Source organism: Qipengyuania sp. RANM35, from assembly GCF_041021145.2.
In the GTDB taxonomy this organism is placed as follows: Bacteria; Pseudomonadota; Alphaproteobacteria; order Sphingomonadales; family Sphingomonadaceae; genus Qipengyuania; species Qipengyuania soli.
In genome coordinates, this window is sequence record NZ_CM196433.1 from 1,737,016 (window position 1) to 1,752,768 (window position 15,753).

At 63.7% G+C, this 15,753-nt stretch carries 15 protein-coding genes; 8 read left to right on the forward strand and 7 right to left on the reverse strand.

The window, feature by feature from the left end; all coding sequences use genetic code 11:
* A complete protein-coding gene (locus tag RAM60_RS08740) occupies nucleotides 1-543 on the forward strand; it encodes an NUDIX hydrolase (protein ID WP_369027092.1) in 543 nt (180 codons plus the stop codon).
* A gap of 4 nt (nucleotides 544-547) precedes the next feature.
* The gene (locus RAM60_RS08745) at nucleotides 548-1,330 is read left to right on the forward strand and encodes an SDR family oxidoreductase (RefSeq protein ID WP_369027091.1); all 783 of its coding nucleotides are present in this window, start codon (nucleotides 548-550) and stop codon (nucleotides 1,328-1,330) included.
* Nucleotides 1,331-1,439: 109 nt separating this feature from the next.
* Here the strand turns inward: RAM60_RS08745 and RAM60_RS08750 are convergent, their stop codons facing one another.
* The 3 genes from RAM60_RS08750 to RAM60_RS08760 are packed head-to-tail and all read right to left on the reverse strand — an operon-like array spanning nucleotide 1,440 to nucleotide 1,931.
* The gene (locus RAM60_RS08750) at nucleotides 1,440-1,661 is read right to left on the reverse strand and encodes a PspC domain-containing protein (RefSeq protein WP_200981001.1); all 222 of its coding nucleotides are present in this window, start codon (nucleotides 1,659-1,661) and stop codon (nucleotides 1,440-1,442) included.
* On the reverse strand, nucleotides 1,658-1,774 hold the full coding sequence (locus RAM60_RS08755) for a recombination protein F (protein WP_510639606.1): 117 nt from the start codon (nucleotides 1,772-1,774) through the stop codon (nucleotides 1,658-1,660). Before RAM60_RS08755 ends, RAM60_RS08750 begins: the two co-directional genes overlap by 4 nt.
* A 37-nt stretch (nucleotides 1,775-1,811) precedes the next feature.
* Nucleotides 1,812-1,931: a recombination protein F gene (locus RAM60_RS08760; protein ID WP_369027090.1), complete on the reverse strand. Its 120-nt coding sequence runs from the start codon at nucleotides 1,929-1,931 to the stop codon at nucleotides 1,812-1,814.
* A 232-nt stretch (nucleotides 1,932-2,163) separates the two neighbouring features.
* On the opposite strand from RAM60_RS08760, the gene recF reads away from it, so the two are divergent.
* Nucleotides 2,164-3,243 carry a DNA replication/repair protein RecF gene (gene recF / locus RAM60_RS08765; RefSeq protein WP_369027089.1) on the forward strand — a complete coding sequence of 360 codons (1,080 nt, stop codon included), beginning with the start codon at nucleotides 2,164-2,166 and terminating at the stop codon, nucleotides 3,241-3,243.
* Here the strand turns inward: recF and RAM60_RS08770 are convergent.
* Nucleotides 3,240-3,941, reverse strand: coding sequence for an arylesterase (locus RAM60_RS08770; protein ID WP_369027088.1), 702 nt, complete (start codon nucleotides 3,939-3,941; stop codon nucleotides 3,240-3,242). The two genes, recF and RAM60_RS08770, sit on opposite strands and share 4 nt — an antisense overlap.
* Before the next feature lie 23 nt (nucleotides 3,942-3,964).
* Here RAM60_RS08770 and RAM60_RS08775 point away from each other — a divergent pair, with 23 nt between their 5' ends.
* Both RAM60_RS08775 and RAM60_RS08780 read left to right on the forward strand, forming a co-directional pair.
* Nucleotides 3,965-4,678, forward strand: a complete 714-nt coding sequence (locus tag RAM60_RS08775) for an ABC transporter ATP-binding protein (RefSeq protein ID WP_369027087.1) — start codon at nucleotides 3,965-3,967, stop codon at nucleotides 4,676-4,678.
* On the forward strand, nucleotides 4,675-7,182 hold the full coding sequence (locus RAM60_RS08780; RefSeq protein WP_369027086.1) for an ABC transporter permease: 2,508 nt from the start codon (nucleotides 4,675-4,677) through the stop codon (nucleotides 7,180-7,182). Before RAM60_RS08775 ends, RAM60_RS08780 begins: the two co-directional genes overlap by 4 nt.
* A 226-nt stretch (nucleotides 7,183-7,408) precedes the next feature.
* Here RAM60_RS08780 and RAM60_RS08785 read toward each other — a convergent pair whose 3' ends face one another.
* A complete protein-coding gene (locus tag RAM60_RS08785; RefSeq protein ID WP_369027085.1) occupies nucleotides 7,409-10,093 on the reverse strand; it encodes a TonB-dependent receptor in 2,685 nt (894 codons plus the stop codon).
* Nucleotides 10,094-10,351: 258 nt separating this feature from the next.
* On the opposite strand from RAM60_RS08785, the gene typA reads away from it, so the two are divergent.
* Nucleotides 10,352-12,172, forward strand: coding sequence for a translational GTPase TypA (gene typA, locus RAM60_RS08790; RefSeq protein ID WP_369027084.1), 1,821 nt, complete (start codon nucleotides 10,352-10,354; stop codon nucleotides 12,170-12,172).
* A gap of 3 nt (nucleotides 12,173-12,175) precedes the next feature.
* On the opposite strand, the gene RAM60_RS08795 is transcribed toward typA, so the two are convergent.
* Both RAM60_RS08795 and budC read right to left on the reverse strand, forming a co-directional pair.
* Nucleotides 12,176-12,832, reverse strand: a complete 657-nt coding sequence (locus RAM60_RS08795; RefSeq protein WP_369027083.1) for a hypothetical protein — start codon at nucleotides 12,830-12,832, stop codon at nucleotides 12,176-12,178.
* A 68-nt stretch (nucleotides 12,833-12,900) separates the two neighbouring features.
* Entirely contained in the window at nucleotides 12,901-13,677 is a 777-nt protein-coding gene (gene budC / locus RAM60_RS08800) for a meso-2,3-butanediol dehydrogenase (RefSeq protein WP_369027082.1), read from the reverse strand.
* 131 nt (nucleotides 13,678-13,808) lie between these two features.
* On the opposite strand from budC, the gene putP reads away from it, so the two are divergent.
* Both putP and RAM60_RS08810 read left to right on the forward strand, forming a co-directional pair.
* Nucleotides 13,809-15,287: a sodium/proline symporter PutP gene (gene putP, locus RAM60_RS08805; RefSeq protein WP_369027081.1), complete on the forward strand. Its 1,479-nt coding sequence runs from the start codon at nucleotides 13,809-13,811 to the stop codon at nucleotides 15,285-15,287.
* Nucleotides 15,288-15,290: 3 nt separating this feature from the next.
* Nucleotides 15,291-15,659, forward strand: a complete 369-nt coding sequence (locus RAM60_RS08810) for a VOC family protein (protein ID WP_200981010.1) — start codon at nucleotides 15,291-15,293, stop codon at nucleotides 15,657-15,659.
* Nucleotides 15,660-15,753 lie beyond the last annotated feature (94 nt).

Consider the following 15,753-nt stretch of genomic DNA (forward strand, 5'->3'; position numbering starts at 1 on the left):
ATGGCGGTCCCCGACCACGACGCGGACGAGGAGATCGTCTGGGAAGGCAAGTATGTCGTCGCCAAGAAGCGCGGCCGCTGGGAGTATGTCGGGCGCAGCCGCAACATCCGCGCTGCTGTGATCCTGGCCGTGGAGGATGGCCACGTCCTTCTGGTCGAGCAGTTCCGCGTTCCGCTGGGCCGCAACTGCGTGGAATTGCCCGCCGGACTGATCGGCGACGATGCAGGCGGCGAGGACGAGGAAGACCTGACTGCTGCCGGCCGCGAGCTCGAGGAAGAGACCGGTTACCGCGCCGAGAGGCTCGAGGACATGGGCTGCTTCTATTCCTCGCCCGGCATGGTCTCCGAAAGCTTCACGTTGGTCCGCGCTACCGGGCTCACCCGCATCGGCGAAGGCGGCGGCACCGAGGGCGAGAACATCACCGTCCATCGCGTCGCGCTCGATACCTTGCCCGACTTTATCGCCGCGAAGCGCAACGATGGTTGCGGGATCGACGTGCGCATGCTCATGCTGCTGGGACAAGGGATACTGGCAGGAGAGTAGAGTTATGGCAGGCAGGTGTGCGGGCAAGCTGGCAATAGTGACGGGCGCGGCGCAGGGACTGGGCCGGGCCCACGCGAAGAGGCTGGCCGAAGAAGGCGCGCGTGTCCTTTGCACCGACATCAACGGCGCGGGCGCCGAAGCCACTGCCGCCGAAATCGTCGAGGAACTGGGCGCGGGCCATGCCTATGGCATCCAGCACGACGTCACCAACCCCGATGACTGGGAGCGTGTGGTCGAGGCGGCGGATGCAGAACTCGGCGGGCTCAACGTGCTCGTCAACAATGCCGGGATCGGCGTCGGCGGCAATATCGAGACCTGCAAGTTCGAAGACTGGAAGCGCTGCTTCTCGGTCAATGTCGATTCGATCTTCCACGGCTGCCAGAAGGCCCTGCCGCTGATGCGCCAGCACGCACCGGGATCGATCGTCAACATATCCAGCATCGCAGGCCTCATCGCCAGCGACACCATGCCAGCCTACAATTCGTCCAAGGCGGCGGTGTGGATGCTGACCAAGTCGATCGCGCTGCATTGTGCGAAGAACAACATGCAGATCCGCTGCAATTCGGTGCACCCGACCTTTGTCGACACGCCGATCCTCGATGGGACGGCGCGCAATCACAATCTCGACAAGGGTGTGCTGATGGAAAAGCTGGCGCGGCAGATCCCGTTGAAGTTCGTCGGCGAGCCGAACGATATCGCCAATGCGGTGGTCTATCTCGCTAGCGACGAGAGCCGCTTCATGACCGGCGCCGAGATGAAGCTCGATGGCGGTATCTCGGCCATGTGATTTTCACCGGGGGGTGGAATCAAAGGAGGGGCACGACGGCCCCTCCCGGTTTTCTTTTTTGTGAGCCACGGCCGGCACGAAAACCGGGACGGTTGGCGCGGGGCCGTGGTCAGTCTGCGATCAGTGCGATCGCCAGGTAGATCAGGATGAAGCTGCCGAAACCGAGCAGCGTACCTGCAACGAAACCCAGCCGAACCCAGGTGGCGTTGATGCCGAAGTAGCGGGCGATGCCGGAGCAGACGCCCATCAGCTTGCCGTTGGTGCGATCGAGGCGGAAGCTCGATGCCGGGCGGACGGCGTGGTCGCTTTCGCGGAACTTGAGGTCGTTCATGCCAGAAGTCCGTTCGGCGAGGCGGGGACAATGGCCGTGGCGAAGAAGATCGCCGAAAGGGCCAGCGAGAAGGCAGCGGCGTAAAGCTTGCTGCTGTTTTCCGAGTTGAACATTGTTTCCTTCCTATTCCTTGGATTTGATCGGCTGGCTTCAGGCGACGAAGACAGCGGGGCTGGCGGGGACGATTGCAGCGGCCATGCAAACTGCCGAGACGGCGAAAGCGAAGACAGCGGCAAGAGCACGGTTGCTGGCATAATCAAAAGCGGTCATTTCAGTAACTCCTTGAACCTTGGTATGTTTTCTCCCGGACCATCCGGGGATGCCAACTACATTGCATGGGCCGTGCCAAACTCGAAAAACGGCAGAAATCCGCCATTCTTTCCTTAACGGCGAGATTGCAGCTTGTTCATCGATCCGAAAGGTTGGGAATTTTCACCAACATTTGGATTTCGCCCTTTCGGGTGGCGGTGCAAGACCTTGCACGCTATCGCCTCGGCACCCCATGGCGCTCGACCGCATCTCGCTTTCCGACTTCAGAAACCACGCCGCGACGGGCCTTGACGGCACCGCGCGCTTCAACCTGCTGGTGGGTGAGAACGGAGCCGGGAAGACCAATTTGCTCGAAGCGCTATCGCTGCTCGCGCCGGGGCGCGGCCTGCGTCGGGCAGCGCTGGCGGACATGGTTCGCAGCGGGGCCACGAACGGCTTTGCCGTGGGAGCCGACCTCCTCTCGCGGGACGAGCCCCTGCGCATCGGAACCTACAGCGAAAGTGCCCAACCCGGCCGCCGCCGCGTGCGCATCAACAGGGCGGAGGCCAGCGCTGTCGGACTGGGCGAATGGCTGGCCGTGACCTGGCTCACCCCGGCGATGGACGGCATTTTCACGGGCCCTTCCGCCGACCGCAGACGCTTTGTCGACCGCATGGCGCTGGCGCTCGACCCGATGCATGCGGCACATGTCTCGCGCTACGAGGGCGCACTGCGCGAACGCAACCGCCTGCTCGCCGACCAGCGCGAGCCCGACGGCGCATGGCTCGACGCGATCGAGGCGCAAATGGTCGAACATGGCTCGGCACTGATGGCTGGCCGCGCGCGGCTGGTAGAAGCGCTGGCCGTGCGACTGGCGCAGATGCCGGCCGAACCCTTCGCCCGCCCTGCCCTGACCTATGTGCCCGGTGCGCCTGATCACGCGGACGGCTTGTCGCAAGCGCTCTACGAGGGTCGCCGCCGCGACCGCGCGGCGCAGCGCACCCTATCCGGCCCGCACCGCGACGAACTCGACGTCGTCCACGCCGCCAAGCGCATGCCCGCAGCGCAAAGTTCGACCGGCGAACAGAAGGCAATGCTCGTCGCCATCACCCTCGCCCATGCCAGCCTCGCGGCGCAGGGCCGTGCCAGCATCCTGCTTCTCGACGAGGTCGCCGCGCATCTCGACCCGGTCCGGCGCGCGGCCCTTTTCGAACAGTTGGAAGCGAGCGGCGCACAAGTCTGGATGACCGGCACCGAAATTGCGCCTTTCGAGAGCATCGCCGGCGATGCAGCAACCTGGCGCGTCACAAATGGACTGGTCGAGCGCCTTTAGCTTACCGGAGGCAGCGCGGCCTGCACCTCATCCAGCGTGTCCTCTACAAGAAGGTCTATACCCTCTATCGTCGGGTGTATGCGGTCGGCCTGGAACAGCTGCGGCTTCTCGTAGATCGCCTCGAGCCAGAAGGGCACGATTGCGGCGCCGTATTCCTTGGCGAGGTCGCCATACAGGCTGTCGAATTCTGATTGATATTCAGGACCATAGTTCGGCGGCGCACGCATCCCCATGAGCAGGACCGGGATGCCGCGCTTCTTCGCTTCGCCCAGCATGGCGGCGAAATTGGCGCGCGTTTCCGCGGGCTGGAGACCGCGCAACATGTCGTTGCCTCCCAGCTCGAGCATGATCAGATCCGGCTTCACCTTCTGCGCATCGAGCGCGAAAGCAAAGCGCTTGGCGCCCGCAGCACTCGTCTCCCCAGACACCGCCGCATTGGTGACGATCGCGTTGATACCCTTGTCGCGCAGGGCGTATTCGAGCTTGGTCGGGTAGGAATGCGTCAGGCCTACTCCATAACCGGCGAACAGGCTGTCCCCGAATGCGAGAATATGGCGTTCAGGGCCCGCAACCTCCTTACGCTCGGGCGAGGTGGCCGAAGGGGCGGTCGTCTCCGCCGGTTCCACAACAGTGTCGGCCTGCGAACAGGCGGCGAGGACCGGGGCAAGCAATGCTATCGACCAATGGCTGAGCCGCATCGGCGAGTATCCTTGTGCAACCTATGGCCCTATGCCATCGCAGCGCCGTGACCAATCCACAAGCCGCGATTTCCGCCCGCAACCTCACCCTCACCCTCGGTACCGACGCCGCGCCCGTCGAGATCCTGCGCGGGATCGACCTCGACATCCAAACCGGCTCGACCGTTGCCCTGCTGGGACCCTCGGGCTCGGGCAAGAGTTCGCTGATGGCGGTGCTGTCAGGCCTTGAACGCGCCAGCGGGGGCAGCCTGCAGGTCGCGGGGCAGGACTTTGCTGCACTCGACGAAGATGCCCTCGCCCACGCCCGGCGCGGCCGCATCGGCATCGTGCTGCAGGCCTTCCATCTTCTTCCCACCATGACCGCGCTGGAAAACGTCGCGACGCCGATGGAGCTCTCCGGCGAAACCGACGCGCGCGAGCGGGCCAAGGCCGAACTCGAGGCAGTCGGCCTGGGGCACCGGCTCGACCACTATCCGCAACAATTGTCTGGCGGCGAACAACAGCGCGTCGCCATCGCCCGCGCGATTGCGCCGCGCCCAGCGCTGATCTTCGCCGACGAGCCGACCGGAAACCTCGACGCAGCAACCGGCCACGAGATCGTCGAACTGCTGTTTGCCCGCCGTGCGGAAACCGGAGCGACCCTGCTGGTCATCACGCACGATCCCGAGCTTGCCGAGCATTGCGAGCGCGTGCTGACGCTCGCCGACGGACGCATCGCCAGCGATACTGCCGCATGACCTGGGGAACCGCCTGGCGCATCGCCCGGCGCGATCTCAACGCGCGCTTCCGCGGCCTGCGCCTGCTGCTCGTTTGCCTGTTCCTCGGCACCGGCGCACTGGCGGCCATCGGCACGCTGACAGCGGCAATAGAGCAGGAGCTTGAGGCGAACGGTCGCCAGTTCCTCGGCGGAGACCTCCAGGTCGAACTATGGCAACGCGGCCTTGCCGACGAAGAGCGCGCCGCATTGTCCCAATTTGGGACAGTTTCTTCCGGCACTCGGATGCAGGCCATGGCCCGCGCAGGCGAACAGGCCGTGCCGATCGAGCTCAAGGCCGTGGACCAAGCCTATCCCTTGTACGGAAAGCTGGTGCTGGCGGACGGGCGAGCAGTCGGCCCGCCCCCTGCCGACGAGGCGTGGCTGTCGCAGGGCGCGGCCGACCGGCTCGGAACCGGGATCGGCGATACGATCACGATCGGCACCGCGCCGATCAAGGTCGGCGGTATCATCAAGGACGAGCCGGACCGTCTCGGCGAAGGCTTCCAGCTCGGGCCGACGATCATCGTCGCAGAGGACCTGCCCATGCGCGCCGGCCTCATCGCGCCTGGTTCGATGTACCAGTCGAAGACCCGCGTCCGGTTTGCAGGGTCACAGGCCCCCGAGGATGTCGCCGAAGATTTGAAGAAGCGCTTCCCGACCGCGGGTTTCGAAATCGACACCGCCGACAGGGCTGCACCTGGTACCGACCGTTTCGTCGACCGGATGGGCGAATTCCTGACCCTCGTCGGCCTTGCCGCTCTGGTGATCGCGGGGATCGGCATCGGTGGTGGCGTCAGTTCCTACCTCGATGGCAGGCGGCAGGGGATCGCCACGCTCAAGATACTCGGCGCTACCAGTCGCGACATCGGCAAGATTTACGCGCTCCAGGTGTTCGCCGCTGCCCTTGTCGGTAGCATCGCAGGCATCCTCGTAGGGATTGCCATCGTGCCGCTGCTTGCGGGTGCATTGCGGGGTCTCCTGCCCGTATCGACCGGCTTCATCTTCGCACCCGGACCGCTCCTGCTCGCCCTTGCCTACGGGCTGCTGGTAGCGCTCGTGTTCGCGGCACCACCGCTAATGAGGGCACGTCGCTTCCCGGCCATGGCGCTGATGCGTGCGCGCGTGTCGCCGCTGGCAGGGGACAAGGCGGCGCTCGCGATAGTGGGCGGCGGGCTCGCGGCCATCGTTGCCCTCGCCTTGCTGACCGCGGAGCAGCCCATGCTCTCGGGCGGTTTTCTTGCCGGAGCTGCGGTCCTCCTCGGCCTGCTGGCGCTGCTGGGCCTTGCCATTCGCAAGCTGGCGGCCTCGTTTCCCCGCGCGCGCAATCCCATTCTGCGCAATGCCCTTGCCAATTTGCACCGGCCCGGAAGCTCCACCGGAGCCCTGGTTACCGCGCTCGGTTTCGGCCTCTCCGCCTTCGTCCTGCTCGCTGCGGTCCAGTCGGCAATCGACGGCAATATCGCAAAGCGGGTCCCCGAAAAGGCTCCCGACTACTTCGTTCTCGACATCCCTCGCGAGCAGGTGACCGAGTTCGAACGGCTGGTCCAGCAGGCCGACTCCAAGGCCAACTGGCGAACGGTTCCGGCCCTGCGCGGGTCGGTGCTCGCCTTCGGACCCGAAGACCGCATGACCCGTACAGCAGACCTCGAGGAGCTGCCCGAAGGTGCCTGGGCCCTGCGCGGTGAGCGCGGCCTGACCTATGCCGACGGAGTCCCGCCCGGGAACACCATCACCAAGGGCAAGTGGTGGGGGCCATTCTACGCGGGTGAGCCGCAGGTATCGATCGACGAGGATTTCGCAGAGGCTGCCGGGCTCGAAATCGGCGACATGCTGACGTTCGGCGTCCTGGGCGTCGAAAAACAGGCGCGCATCACCAGTTTCCGTCGGATCGACTGGGAGAGCATGGGCTTCAATTACGTCTTCGTGCTCAGCCCCAATGCGATGCAGGACGTGCCGCACAATCTTGCCGCCACGATCGAGCTGTCGAAAGGCACGCCCACGGGCCCGCTGCTTCAGTCACTGGTGCGCAGTTTCCCGTCGGCCTCGGTGATCGAGGTGGGCGGCGTCCTGGGTCAGGCAAGAACGATCCTCGACCAGGTCGGGTTGGCCACGCTTGCTGCTGCCAGCGTCGCCGTGTTCGCGGGGCTTGCCGTGCTCCTGGGCGCGATAGCTGCCGCACGTGCTGCGCGAACCTATGACACTGTCGTTATGCGGGTCCTCGGCGCAGATCGGCGGCAGATCCTCGCCATGCAATTGATCGAGTACGGCATCCTCGCCGCGGCTCTCGCGATCGTTGCTCTCGCCGTCGGCAGCTTCGCAGCATGGCTGGTCGTCACCCGATTGTTCGAGTTCGACTGGCTGCCCGACTGGTCCCAAGTCATTGCAGTGCTCGGTCTCGGGCTGGCGGTTGTGCTGGTTTTCGCGCTCGGGGCGTCGCTGCCCCTGCTCAGGGCCAAGCCCGCCCAGGCACTGCGCGCGCTCTAGAAAAAATGAACCCCGCAACCAGGATGGCGCGGGGTTCAGGATATCGACCAGTAGAGCGAAGACCAGCCCGACGGGTCGCAACCTCCTGATAACATCTCATCCCGCCTCGCGGGCTACCACGTCGGGACCGTTTCAACCCGGGACGGAAGCTGCAAGTCCATGACATGCAAAAGAAAAGGGGACCCGAAGGCCCCCTTTCCCGGTTTTTGCGGATGATCCGGAAGTATTAGAACTTGTACTTTACCGATGCACCATAGGTGCGCGGCTGGTTCGCGTAGCCCGAGATCGAACCCGACTGCGCGACCGAGTCGAAGATCGTGGTGATATAACGATCGTCGAGCAGGTTGCGGCCCCACACGGTCAGCTCCAGGCCCATGCCGAAGGCATAGGTCGCACTGGCCGACAGTTCGTCCACCTGGCGGCGGAACGGACGGGCTGCGGCGAAAGCCGCATCCTGGCCACCCGAGATGAAGCCCGGCAGGCCGTCCGCGATCTGCACCGGAGCTTCGTGGTAGAAGTTGGTGTTCAGAATGATGCGGTCGCCAGCGGAGTTGATCTCCTTGTTGTACTGGGCGCCCAGAGCCATCGTGAACTCCGAGATTCCGGCCACGTCGCGACCCGAGAGGTCGCCGATCGAGCTGTTCGGGAAGCTGTTGTACTTCGGCTGCAGGAAGGTGAAGGCGGCCATCACGCTGAACGAATCCGACAGGCGCGAAACGCTGTCGAACTCGATACCAAAGGTCTCCTGCTCACCCGCATTGGCAAGGGCAAAGCCCGTGCCGGTGAAGATGTTCGACTGGAAGCCTTTAATCTTCTGGTTGAAGAAGGTGAGGTTGGCCGAGAAGATGTCCCAGTTGCCCTTCAGGCCCAGTTCCGCGACCTCGGTCTTTTCCGGACCCGCAAAGCGCGAACCGGTGGTGAGGTTGGTCGTGGCAAGACCCGCAGTCTGGATCGCCGCGAGATCCGACGCCAGCGGACGGCTGTCACGCGACAGGTTGAACGAGCTCGCCTTGAAGCCGGTCGCATAAGACACATAGACGTTCAGGTACGGCGAAACGTCATAAGCGAGGCGTGCGGTCCAGGTGAAGTCGTTGTCGCTGGTCTTGCCCTCTTCCACGCTGTTGGGAATGTTGAGGAAGGGCGGCAGGAACTGCAACGGACGCAGGGCCAGCAGCGGGTTGACCGCCGGATTGCTGGCGTTGGCATCGGCAAAGCTGCCAACCGCGGTAGCAACCTGCTGGTAGATCGCCGGCTGAGCAACGGCGAAGCCACCGATTTCCGCCTGCGTCGCCGGACGGCCGAGGTTGAGGATGCTGCCAACCTGGGTGGCAAGGCCCTGGGCGAAGATCGCGGTGCGACCGATGCCGGTGAGGTTCAGGCTCGAGAAGACGTCGGACGAAACGACATTGGTCGAAACGCGCTTGCTGTCGTCGGTGTAGTTTCCGCCGAGCGTCAGCACGAGGCCGTCGGCGACTTCCAAATCGACCTGGCCGAAAACCGAGATTGCCTCGTTCTTCAGCGTGTAGGCTTCAGTGAGGCCCTGGCCCGGCATGAAGAACTGGTTGAGGTAGTTCTGGCCGGTGAGAGCCGAGATCGTGCCTTCGAGCTGGTCGACAGCGAAATCGTTCGGCGGGCTGGTGACCGGACCGGCGATCAGGAGGTTCGCGTATTCACGGAAGTCCTGGCCGAAGAACAGCTCGTTCGACTGGTCGATGCTTTCGTTGAAGTAGAAACCGCCGAGCAGGAAGCTGATGCGATCGCCGATTTCACCGGCGAGGCGCAGTTCCTGGGTGAAGGTTTCGAGACCGACGTCGGCGAAGTTGCGACCGATCAGGTCGGCGCTGGTGAAGTCCGAGTCCTGGTTGGTGATGGCGCGCGATTCACGATAGGCAGTGATCGAGGTCAGCGTGAAGTCGCCGATCTCGTAGTCTGCCTGACCCGAAACACCCCAGTTCTCGATGTCGTTCGAGGAATCGAAGTTGTTGTAGATCACGTCGGCGAAGGGATCGGCCGGGTTCGGGATCTGGCCGCCGATGGCAAGGATCGCGTTGCTGGCCGCCGAACGGCGCAGGTTGACGACACCGCAGCAGGTTTCGTCGATCTTGTCGAAGTCGCCGATCAGGCGGAACTTCAGCGGGCCGCCGTTGTCGAACAGCAGCTGGCCACGGGTGAACCAGCGGTCGCGGCCATTGCTCTCGTTGCCGGTGCCGAGGTCGTCGAGGTAACCGTCGCGCTTGTTGATGCCGCCGGCGAGGCTGAAGGCGATGCCGTCGGTGATCGGGCCGGTGACGAGACCCTTTGCGACGATCGCATTGTAGTTTCCGTAGCTAAGTTCGGCAGAGCCGCCGAATTCGAACTGCGGTTCCTTGGTGACGATCGAGATAACGCCGGCGCTGGCGTTCTTGCCGAACAGGGTCGACTGCGGCCCGCGCAGGACCTCGACGCGCTGGACGTCGGGAAGGTCGGTGATCTGCGAGGCGGTGCGGCTGCGATAGACGCCGTCGACGAACACGCCGACCGAAGGCTCGATGCCGGCGTTGTTGGCGCCGTTGCCGAAGCCGCGGATGAGGAAGTTGGTGTTGGCCGAGCTCTGGAGCTGCGAAACCTTGAGCGAGGGAACCTGGGTCTGCAGGTCCTTGAGGTCGCGGATCTGGGCGCGCTCGATGGTTTCGGCAGTGGTCACGCTGACGGCGACAGGGATTTCCTGCAGCGTCTGTTCGCGCTTGGTCGCGGTGACGATGATGACGTTGCTGTCGGGGGCTTCCGCCTGTTCTTCGGCGGTGTCTGCAACGGAAGCCTGGTCGTCGTCGGCATCCTGTGCCGCAACGGTGGAGGGAAGGACCAGCGCCGCAGCGCCGGCAAGCATAACGGTACGAACGGTCGCAGTGCGGCCGAAGGCAGTAAATTTCATGGAGGTTCCTCTTCTCACAAGACGTGTAGTCGGTCTGCTGCGCAGTCCCCAAAATCACGCGAGCGAGCGCGAGATATTGAGAGATCCTGCCACTCTCAAGGGGTTAGCGTGGTTCCCCTACACGCATTCGCCGACTGTGCCTTTCGCGTTACACAGCAGCACCTTGCCGCAATGCAGCATCTAGGCTAGGGGCGCGCCCGAAACGCAGCCCGCCCTCGCGCGTTGCCGCTACGGCACCCTTAAAGAAAGCTAGAATCCATGTCCCGCGACCTGCGCAACGTGGCGATCATCGCTCACGTCGACCACGGCAAGACCACTCTCGTCGACCAACTTTTTCGTCAGTCGGGAACCTTCCGCGAAAACCAGCGCGTCGAGGAACGCGCGATGGATTCGAACGACCTGGAAAAGGAACGCGGGATCACTATTCTCGCCAAGTGCACCAGCGTCGAGTGGAACGGCACGCGCATCAACATCGTCGATACCCCGGGCCACGCCGACTTCGGCGCCGAGGTGGAGCGTATCCTGAGCATGGTCGATGGCGTCATCCTGCTGGTCGATTCCGCCGAAGGCCCGATGCCGCAGACCAAGTTCGTTACCGGCAAGGCGCTCGCCCTGGGCCTGCGTCCGATCGTCGTCGTCAACAAGATCGACCGTTCCGACGCACGCCCGCAGGAAGTGCTCGACGAATGCTTCGACCTTTTCGCCAGCCTCGACGCCAATGACGAGCAGCTCGATTTCCCGAGCCTGTGGGCTTCGGGCCGTGACGGCTACGCCAGCGACGACGAGACCGCGCGCAGCGGCGACCTCAACCCGCTGTTCCAGCTGATCGTCGACCATGTGCCTGCGCCGGGTCTCGACCCCAACGGCCCGTTCAGCTTCCTCGCGACGCTGCTCGACCGCGACAACTTCATGGGCCGCGTGCTGACCGGCCGGGTCCAGTCGGGTACGGTCAACATCAATGACCCGATCCGCGCTCTCGATGCCGAAGGCAATGTCATTGAAGTCGGCCGCGCAACCAAGCTGCTGAGCTTCGATGGGCTGGAACGCGTCCCGGTCGAACGTGCCGAGGCGGGTGACATCATTGCTATCGCCGGCCTGGAAAAGGCGACCGTTGCGAACACCATCGCCGATCCCAGCGTTACCGAACCGATCCAGGCGCAGCCAATCGACCCGCCGACGCTGGCCATGCGCTTCGCCGTCAACGACAGCCCGCTTGCCGGGCGCGAAGGCAGCAAGGTGACCAGTCGCATGATCCGCGACCGCCTGTTCCGCGAAGCCGAAACCAATGTCGCCATTCGCATCACCGAGAGCGAGGACAAGGACAGCTTCGAAGTCGCAGGGCGCGGCGAACTCCAGCTCGGCGTGCTCATCGAAACGATGCGCCGCGAAGGCTTCGAACTCGGCATCAGCCGTCCGCGCGTGCTCTTCCGCGAAGAGAACGGCCAGCGCATGGAGCCGTTCGAAACCGTTGTCATCGACGTCGATGACGAACACTCGGGCACGGTCGTCGAGAAGATGCAGCGCCGCAAGGCCGAGCTGACCGAGATGCGCCCCTCGGGCCAGGGCAAGACCCGCATCACCTTCTCCGCCCCGTCGCGCGGTCTGATCGGCTATCACGGCGAGTTCCTGTCGGACACGCGCGGTACGGGCATCATGAACCGCCTGTTCGAGAAGTATGACGCGCACAAGGGTCCGATCGAAGGCCGCCAGAACGGCGTCCTGATCTCGATGGTCCCGGGCGAGGCCGTTCCCTACGCGCTCAACGCGCTGGAGGAACGCGGCATCCTGTTCATCGGCGGCGGCGCGAAGATCTACGAAGGCATGATCATCGGCGAAAATGCCAAGCCCGACGATCTCGAGGTCAACCCGATGAAGTCGAAGCAGCTGACGAACTTCCGTTCGACTGGCAAGGACGACGCCATCCGCCTGACTCCGCCCAAGGTCATGACGCTGGAACAGGCCATCGCCTACATCGACGATGACGAGATGGTCGAGGTCACTCCGCAGTCGATCCGCCTGCGCAAGGCGATCCTCGATCCGCACGAGCGCAAGCGCGCCAAGCGCGCATCGCAGGCTTAAGGCCTAGGCAGTGCCGGTGGCGTGATCTCGCGCCGCCGCACGCCTCGCTGCGGGGGCAAAGCAGAAGAATATCAGCGGCACAAAAAGCAGCGACCCGAACACGATTACCGGAACGGGAAGGCCCACATCAGGTGCGACGATGATCGTGGGCGCCATGATCATCTGAGACACGGCCAAAGCCATGAACAGCGCATGGCGACGCAGCCGCTGGATGCGGCTTGTCGTTTCTGCCCTAAGGTATCGCCAGTCCAGCGAAACGAAAATCGCGAAGATCGCGAACATGGCAAGCGGCGCCATGAAAAGACCGGACCCGGCGCGATACAGGTTGGCCGAGACCGCGAGCATTCCCAGCATCACCGCCACAAGCACGGTAAACATCAGCCATTCCCAGCGACGCGCCGCTCGCAATTGCGGGTTTATGGCGAACAGCGCCATGCTCAGGGCGTAGATTGTGACCGTGGCAGACACCATGGCCAAGGGAAGCGGGCGGGCGATCATGAACAGCCAGGCAGTGATTGCAGCTACCGCCATTCCCCCGACGAACACCCAACCGGCGCGGCGATGCCACGTACTGCCCTTACTCGTGGCCAATGCGACCAGCGCCGCTGCGGCCGCGCCGAAACCGAGCACTGAGTGAACGAAATGGTTCAGGTCTTCCACAGGACTGATGCCTCCCTGTCACGACATCCAGTACTGGAATCATAGCAGGTTTACGGAAGTATCGGAAATCAGCCGAAGAAGTTCGGCTGGCCGTTCGATGCGGTGATACCGCCGTCGACCGGCAGGTTCACGCCGTTCACGAACACCGCATCATCGCTGGCGAGGAACAGGACCGGACCGGCGATCTCGTCCGGCTCGGCGGCGCGTCCAAGCGGCATTCGGTTGCGCAGCATCTTCATTGCGCCCTCGTTCTCGGTCACGCCGGTGGTCATGTCCGAACGGGTCATCGACGGGCAGATGGCATTGGCACGCACGCCCTGGCTGCCGAACTCCAGCGCCATCGCCCGGGTGAGGTTGCACACCCCGCCCTTCGACGCGTTGTAGACACCCAGGCCCCAGTCACCCCCGAGGCCTGAAACGCTCGAGATGTTGATGATGTTACCCTTCGCGGCGAGCAGGTGCGGGAACGCCTCGCGTGTCAGGTAGAGGATGCCCTTCAGATTGATGTCGATGATGGTGTCGATGAACTCGTCCGACGCGTCCGACAGCCGTCCTGCGCGCCCCACCCCGGCATTGTTCACCAGCACATCGATGCCGCCGAAGGCCGCGACAGTCTTCTCGACCATCTCCTTGGCAAAGGCGGAGGAGGACACGTCGCCCGCCACGACAAGCACCCGCTCGCCGCCAAGCGATGCTGCGACTTTCTCGCAATCCTCCGCTTTCCGCGAATTGAGGACGACATTCGCGCCTTCTGCGTGGAAGCGCCGCGCAATTGCCTCGCCTATTCCCATGGAGGATCCTGTGACGATCACGGTCTTGCCGGTGAAACGGGCGGGCTGGGTCATGGCATCGGCTCCTCTCGATGGTGGTTGGAGCCTTGCTACCCTTCTGCCGGCCCTGCGCCAAGCAGCAAGGCTTGCGGTCAATTCGGTGCTGGCTGTGGCCAATGGCCCGCCGCCCTGTTAGCCGTGCGCGCATGCAGACAGGAACAATCATAAGCCTCGCACTCTATTTCATCCTCATGCTCGCGATCGGGCTGTGGGCGTGGAAACGTTCGACCGATACGAGTGAGGGGTATCTCCTTGCCGGACGGGGTCTTTCCCCTGCAGTCGCGGCGCTTTCGGCCGGGGCGTCGGACATGAGCGGATGGCTTCTGCTGGGCCTGCCCGGTGCGCTCTATGTCAGCGGCCTTGTCGAAGCCTGGATCGGCATCGGCCTGTTCTTCGGCGCGCTGGTCAACTGGATAGTGCTCGCCCCGCGCCTGCGCCAGCAGACCGAGGAACTTGGCAATGCGCTGACCATTCCCGAATTCCTCGCCAACAGGTTCCCGGACAAGGCGGTCGCCTTGCGGCTTGTATCGGCGCTCATCGTGGTGGTCTTTTTCTCGGTCTATACTGCCGCCGGCCTCGTCGGAGGGGGCAAGCTGTTCGAGACCAGCTTCGCAGGATTGTTCGGCAACACAGGCATGAGCGACTACATGCTCGGCATCTGGGTAACGGCGCTGGTCGTGCTCGCCTACACCATGGTTGGCGGTTTTCTAGCGGTCAGCCTGACCGATTTCGTGCAGGGCCTGATCATGGTCGCCGCGCTCGTAATCATGCCGCTGGTCATCATGTTCGGACCCGGAGGCAGCGCGGGCGGATCGCTTCAGCAGGTAGAGGTCCCCGGCTTCCTCAGCCTGACGCAGGGACTGACTGTCCTAGGTTTCATCAGCGCTGTGACATGGGGCCTTGGCTATTTCGGCCAGCCACACATCATCGTGCGCTTCATGGCGGTGCGCAGCGTCGAAGACATGCCGACAGCGCGCAATATCGGCATGGCATGGATGGGGGTCGCGCTTATCGGAGCGATCGGCATCGGACTGGCCGGACGGGCCTATGTCGACCGCAACGGCCTGGTGGTCGACGACCCGGAGACGATTTTCATCGTGCTCGCCAATCTACTGTTCCACCCGTTGGTGACCGGTTTCCTGCTGGCCGCCCTTCTCGCGGCCATCATGTCGACGATCAGCTCGCAGCTGCTCGTCGCCTCGAGCTCGCTGACGGAGGATTTCTACAAGCTGTTCTTCCGCAAGGATGCGGGCGAGCGCGAGAGCGTCAACGTCGGGCGGATCTGCGTTGCGCTGGTTGCGCTGGTTGCGATCCTCATTGCGCGCAACCCCGACAGCGAGGTTCTCGGGCTCGTATCGAACGCCTGGGCCGGATTCGGCGCAGCATTCGGCCCGTTGATCGTCCTGTCGCTGACCTGGGACCGCATGACCGGATCGGGTGCCGTCGCGGGCCTGATAACCGGCGCAGTAGTGGTGGGGGCTTGGATCGCGCTCGGCTGGAATGCCGCAATGCCCGGCTTCGATGGCGGCCTTTATGAAATCGTGCCGGGCTTCATCGCTGCATGGTTGGCAATCGTCGTGGTAAGCAAGGCAACGCAGGCGGAGGCCGTAGCACAAGGGAGCTGAGACATGGCCAAGATTACCGGACTGGGCGGCGTATTCTACGTCGTGAAGGACCCTGAGGCGACGCGGGCATGGTATCGTGACACGCTGGGGGTGGATGGCGACTACGGCCCGCAACTCAACTGGTCGGAAGAGACCAAGGACCAGCCTTACTCGCTGATCAGCCACTTCAAGGACGACGAGTATATCAAGCCCGGCAAGGGTGGCTTCATGATCAACCTGCGCGTCGATGATCTCGACGTGTTCGTGGCACAACTCAGGGAAAAGGGTGTCGACGTGCTCGACAGTGTCGACGAGGGGTACGGCAAGTTCGCCTGGCTGCTCGACCCCGATGGCGTGAAGATCGAATTGTGGGAGCAGGTCGAGGCTCCCTGACACCATGGGCGCGAGACGCGTGTTAGCGTCTTGTTAACCATGTTTGGCGATAGTCTCCCCATGCGACTGCATCCCGCCCTGCTCTCTCCTCTCC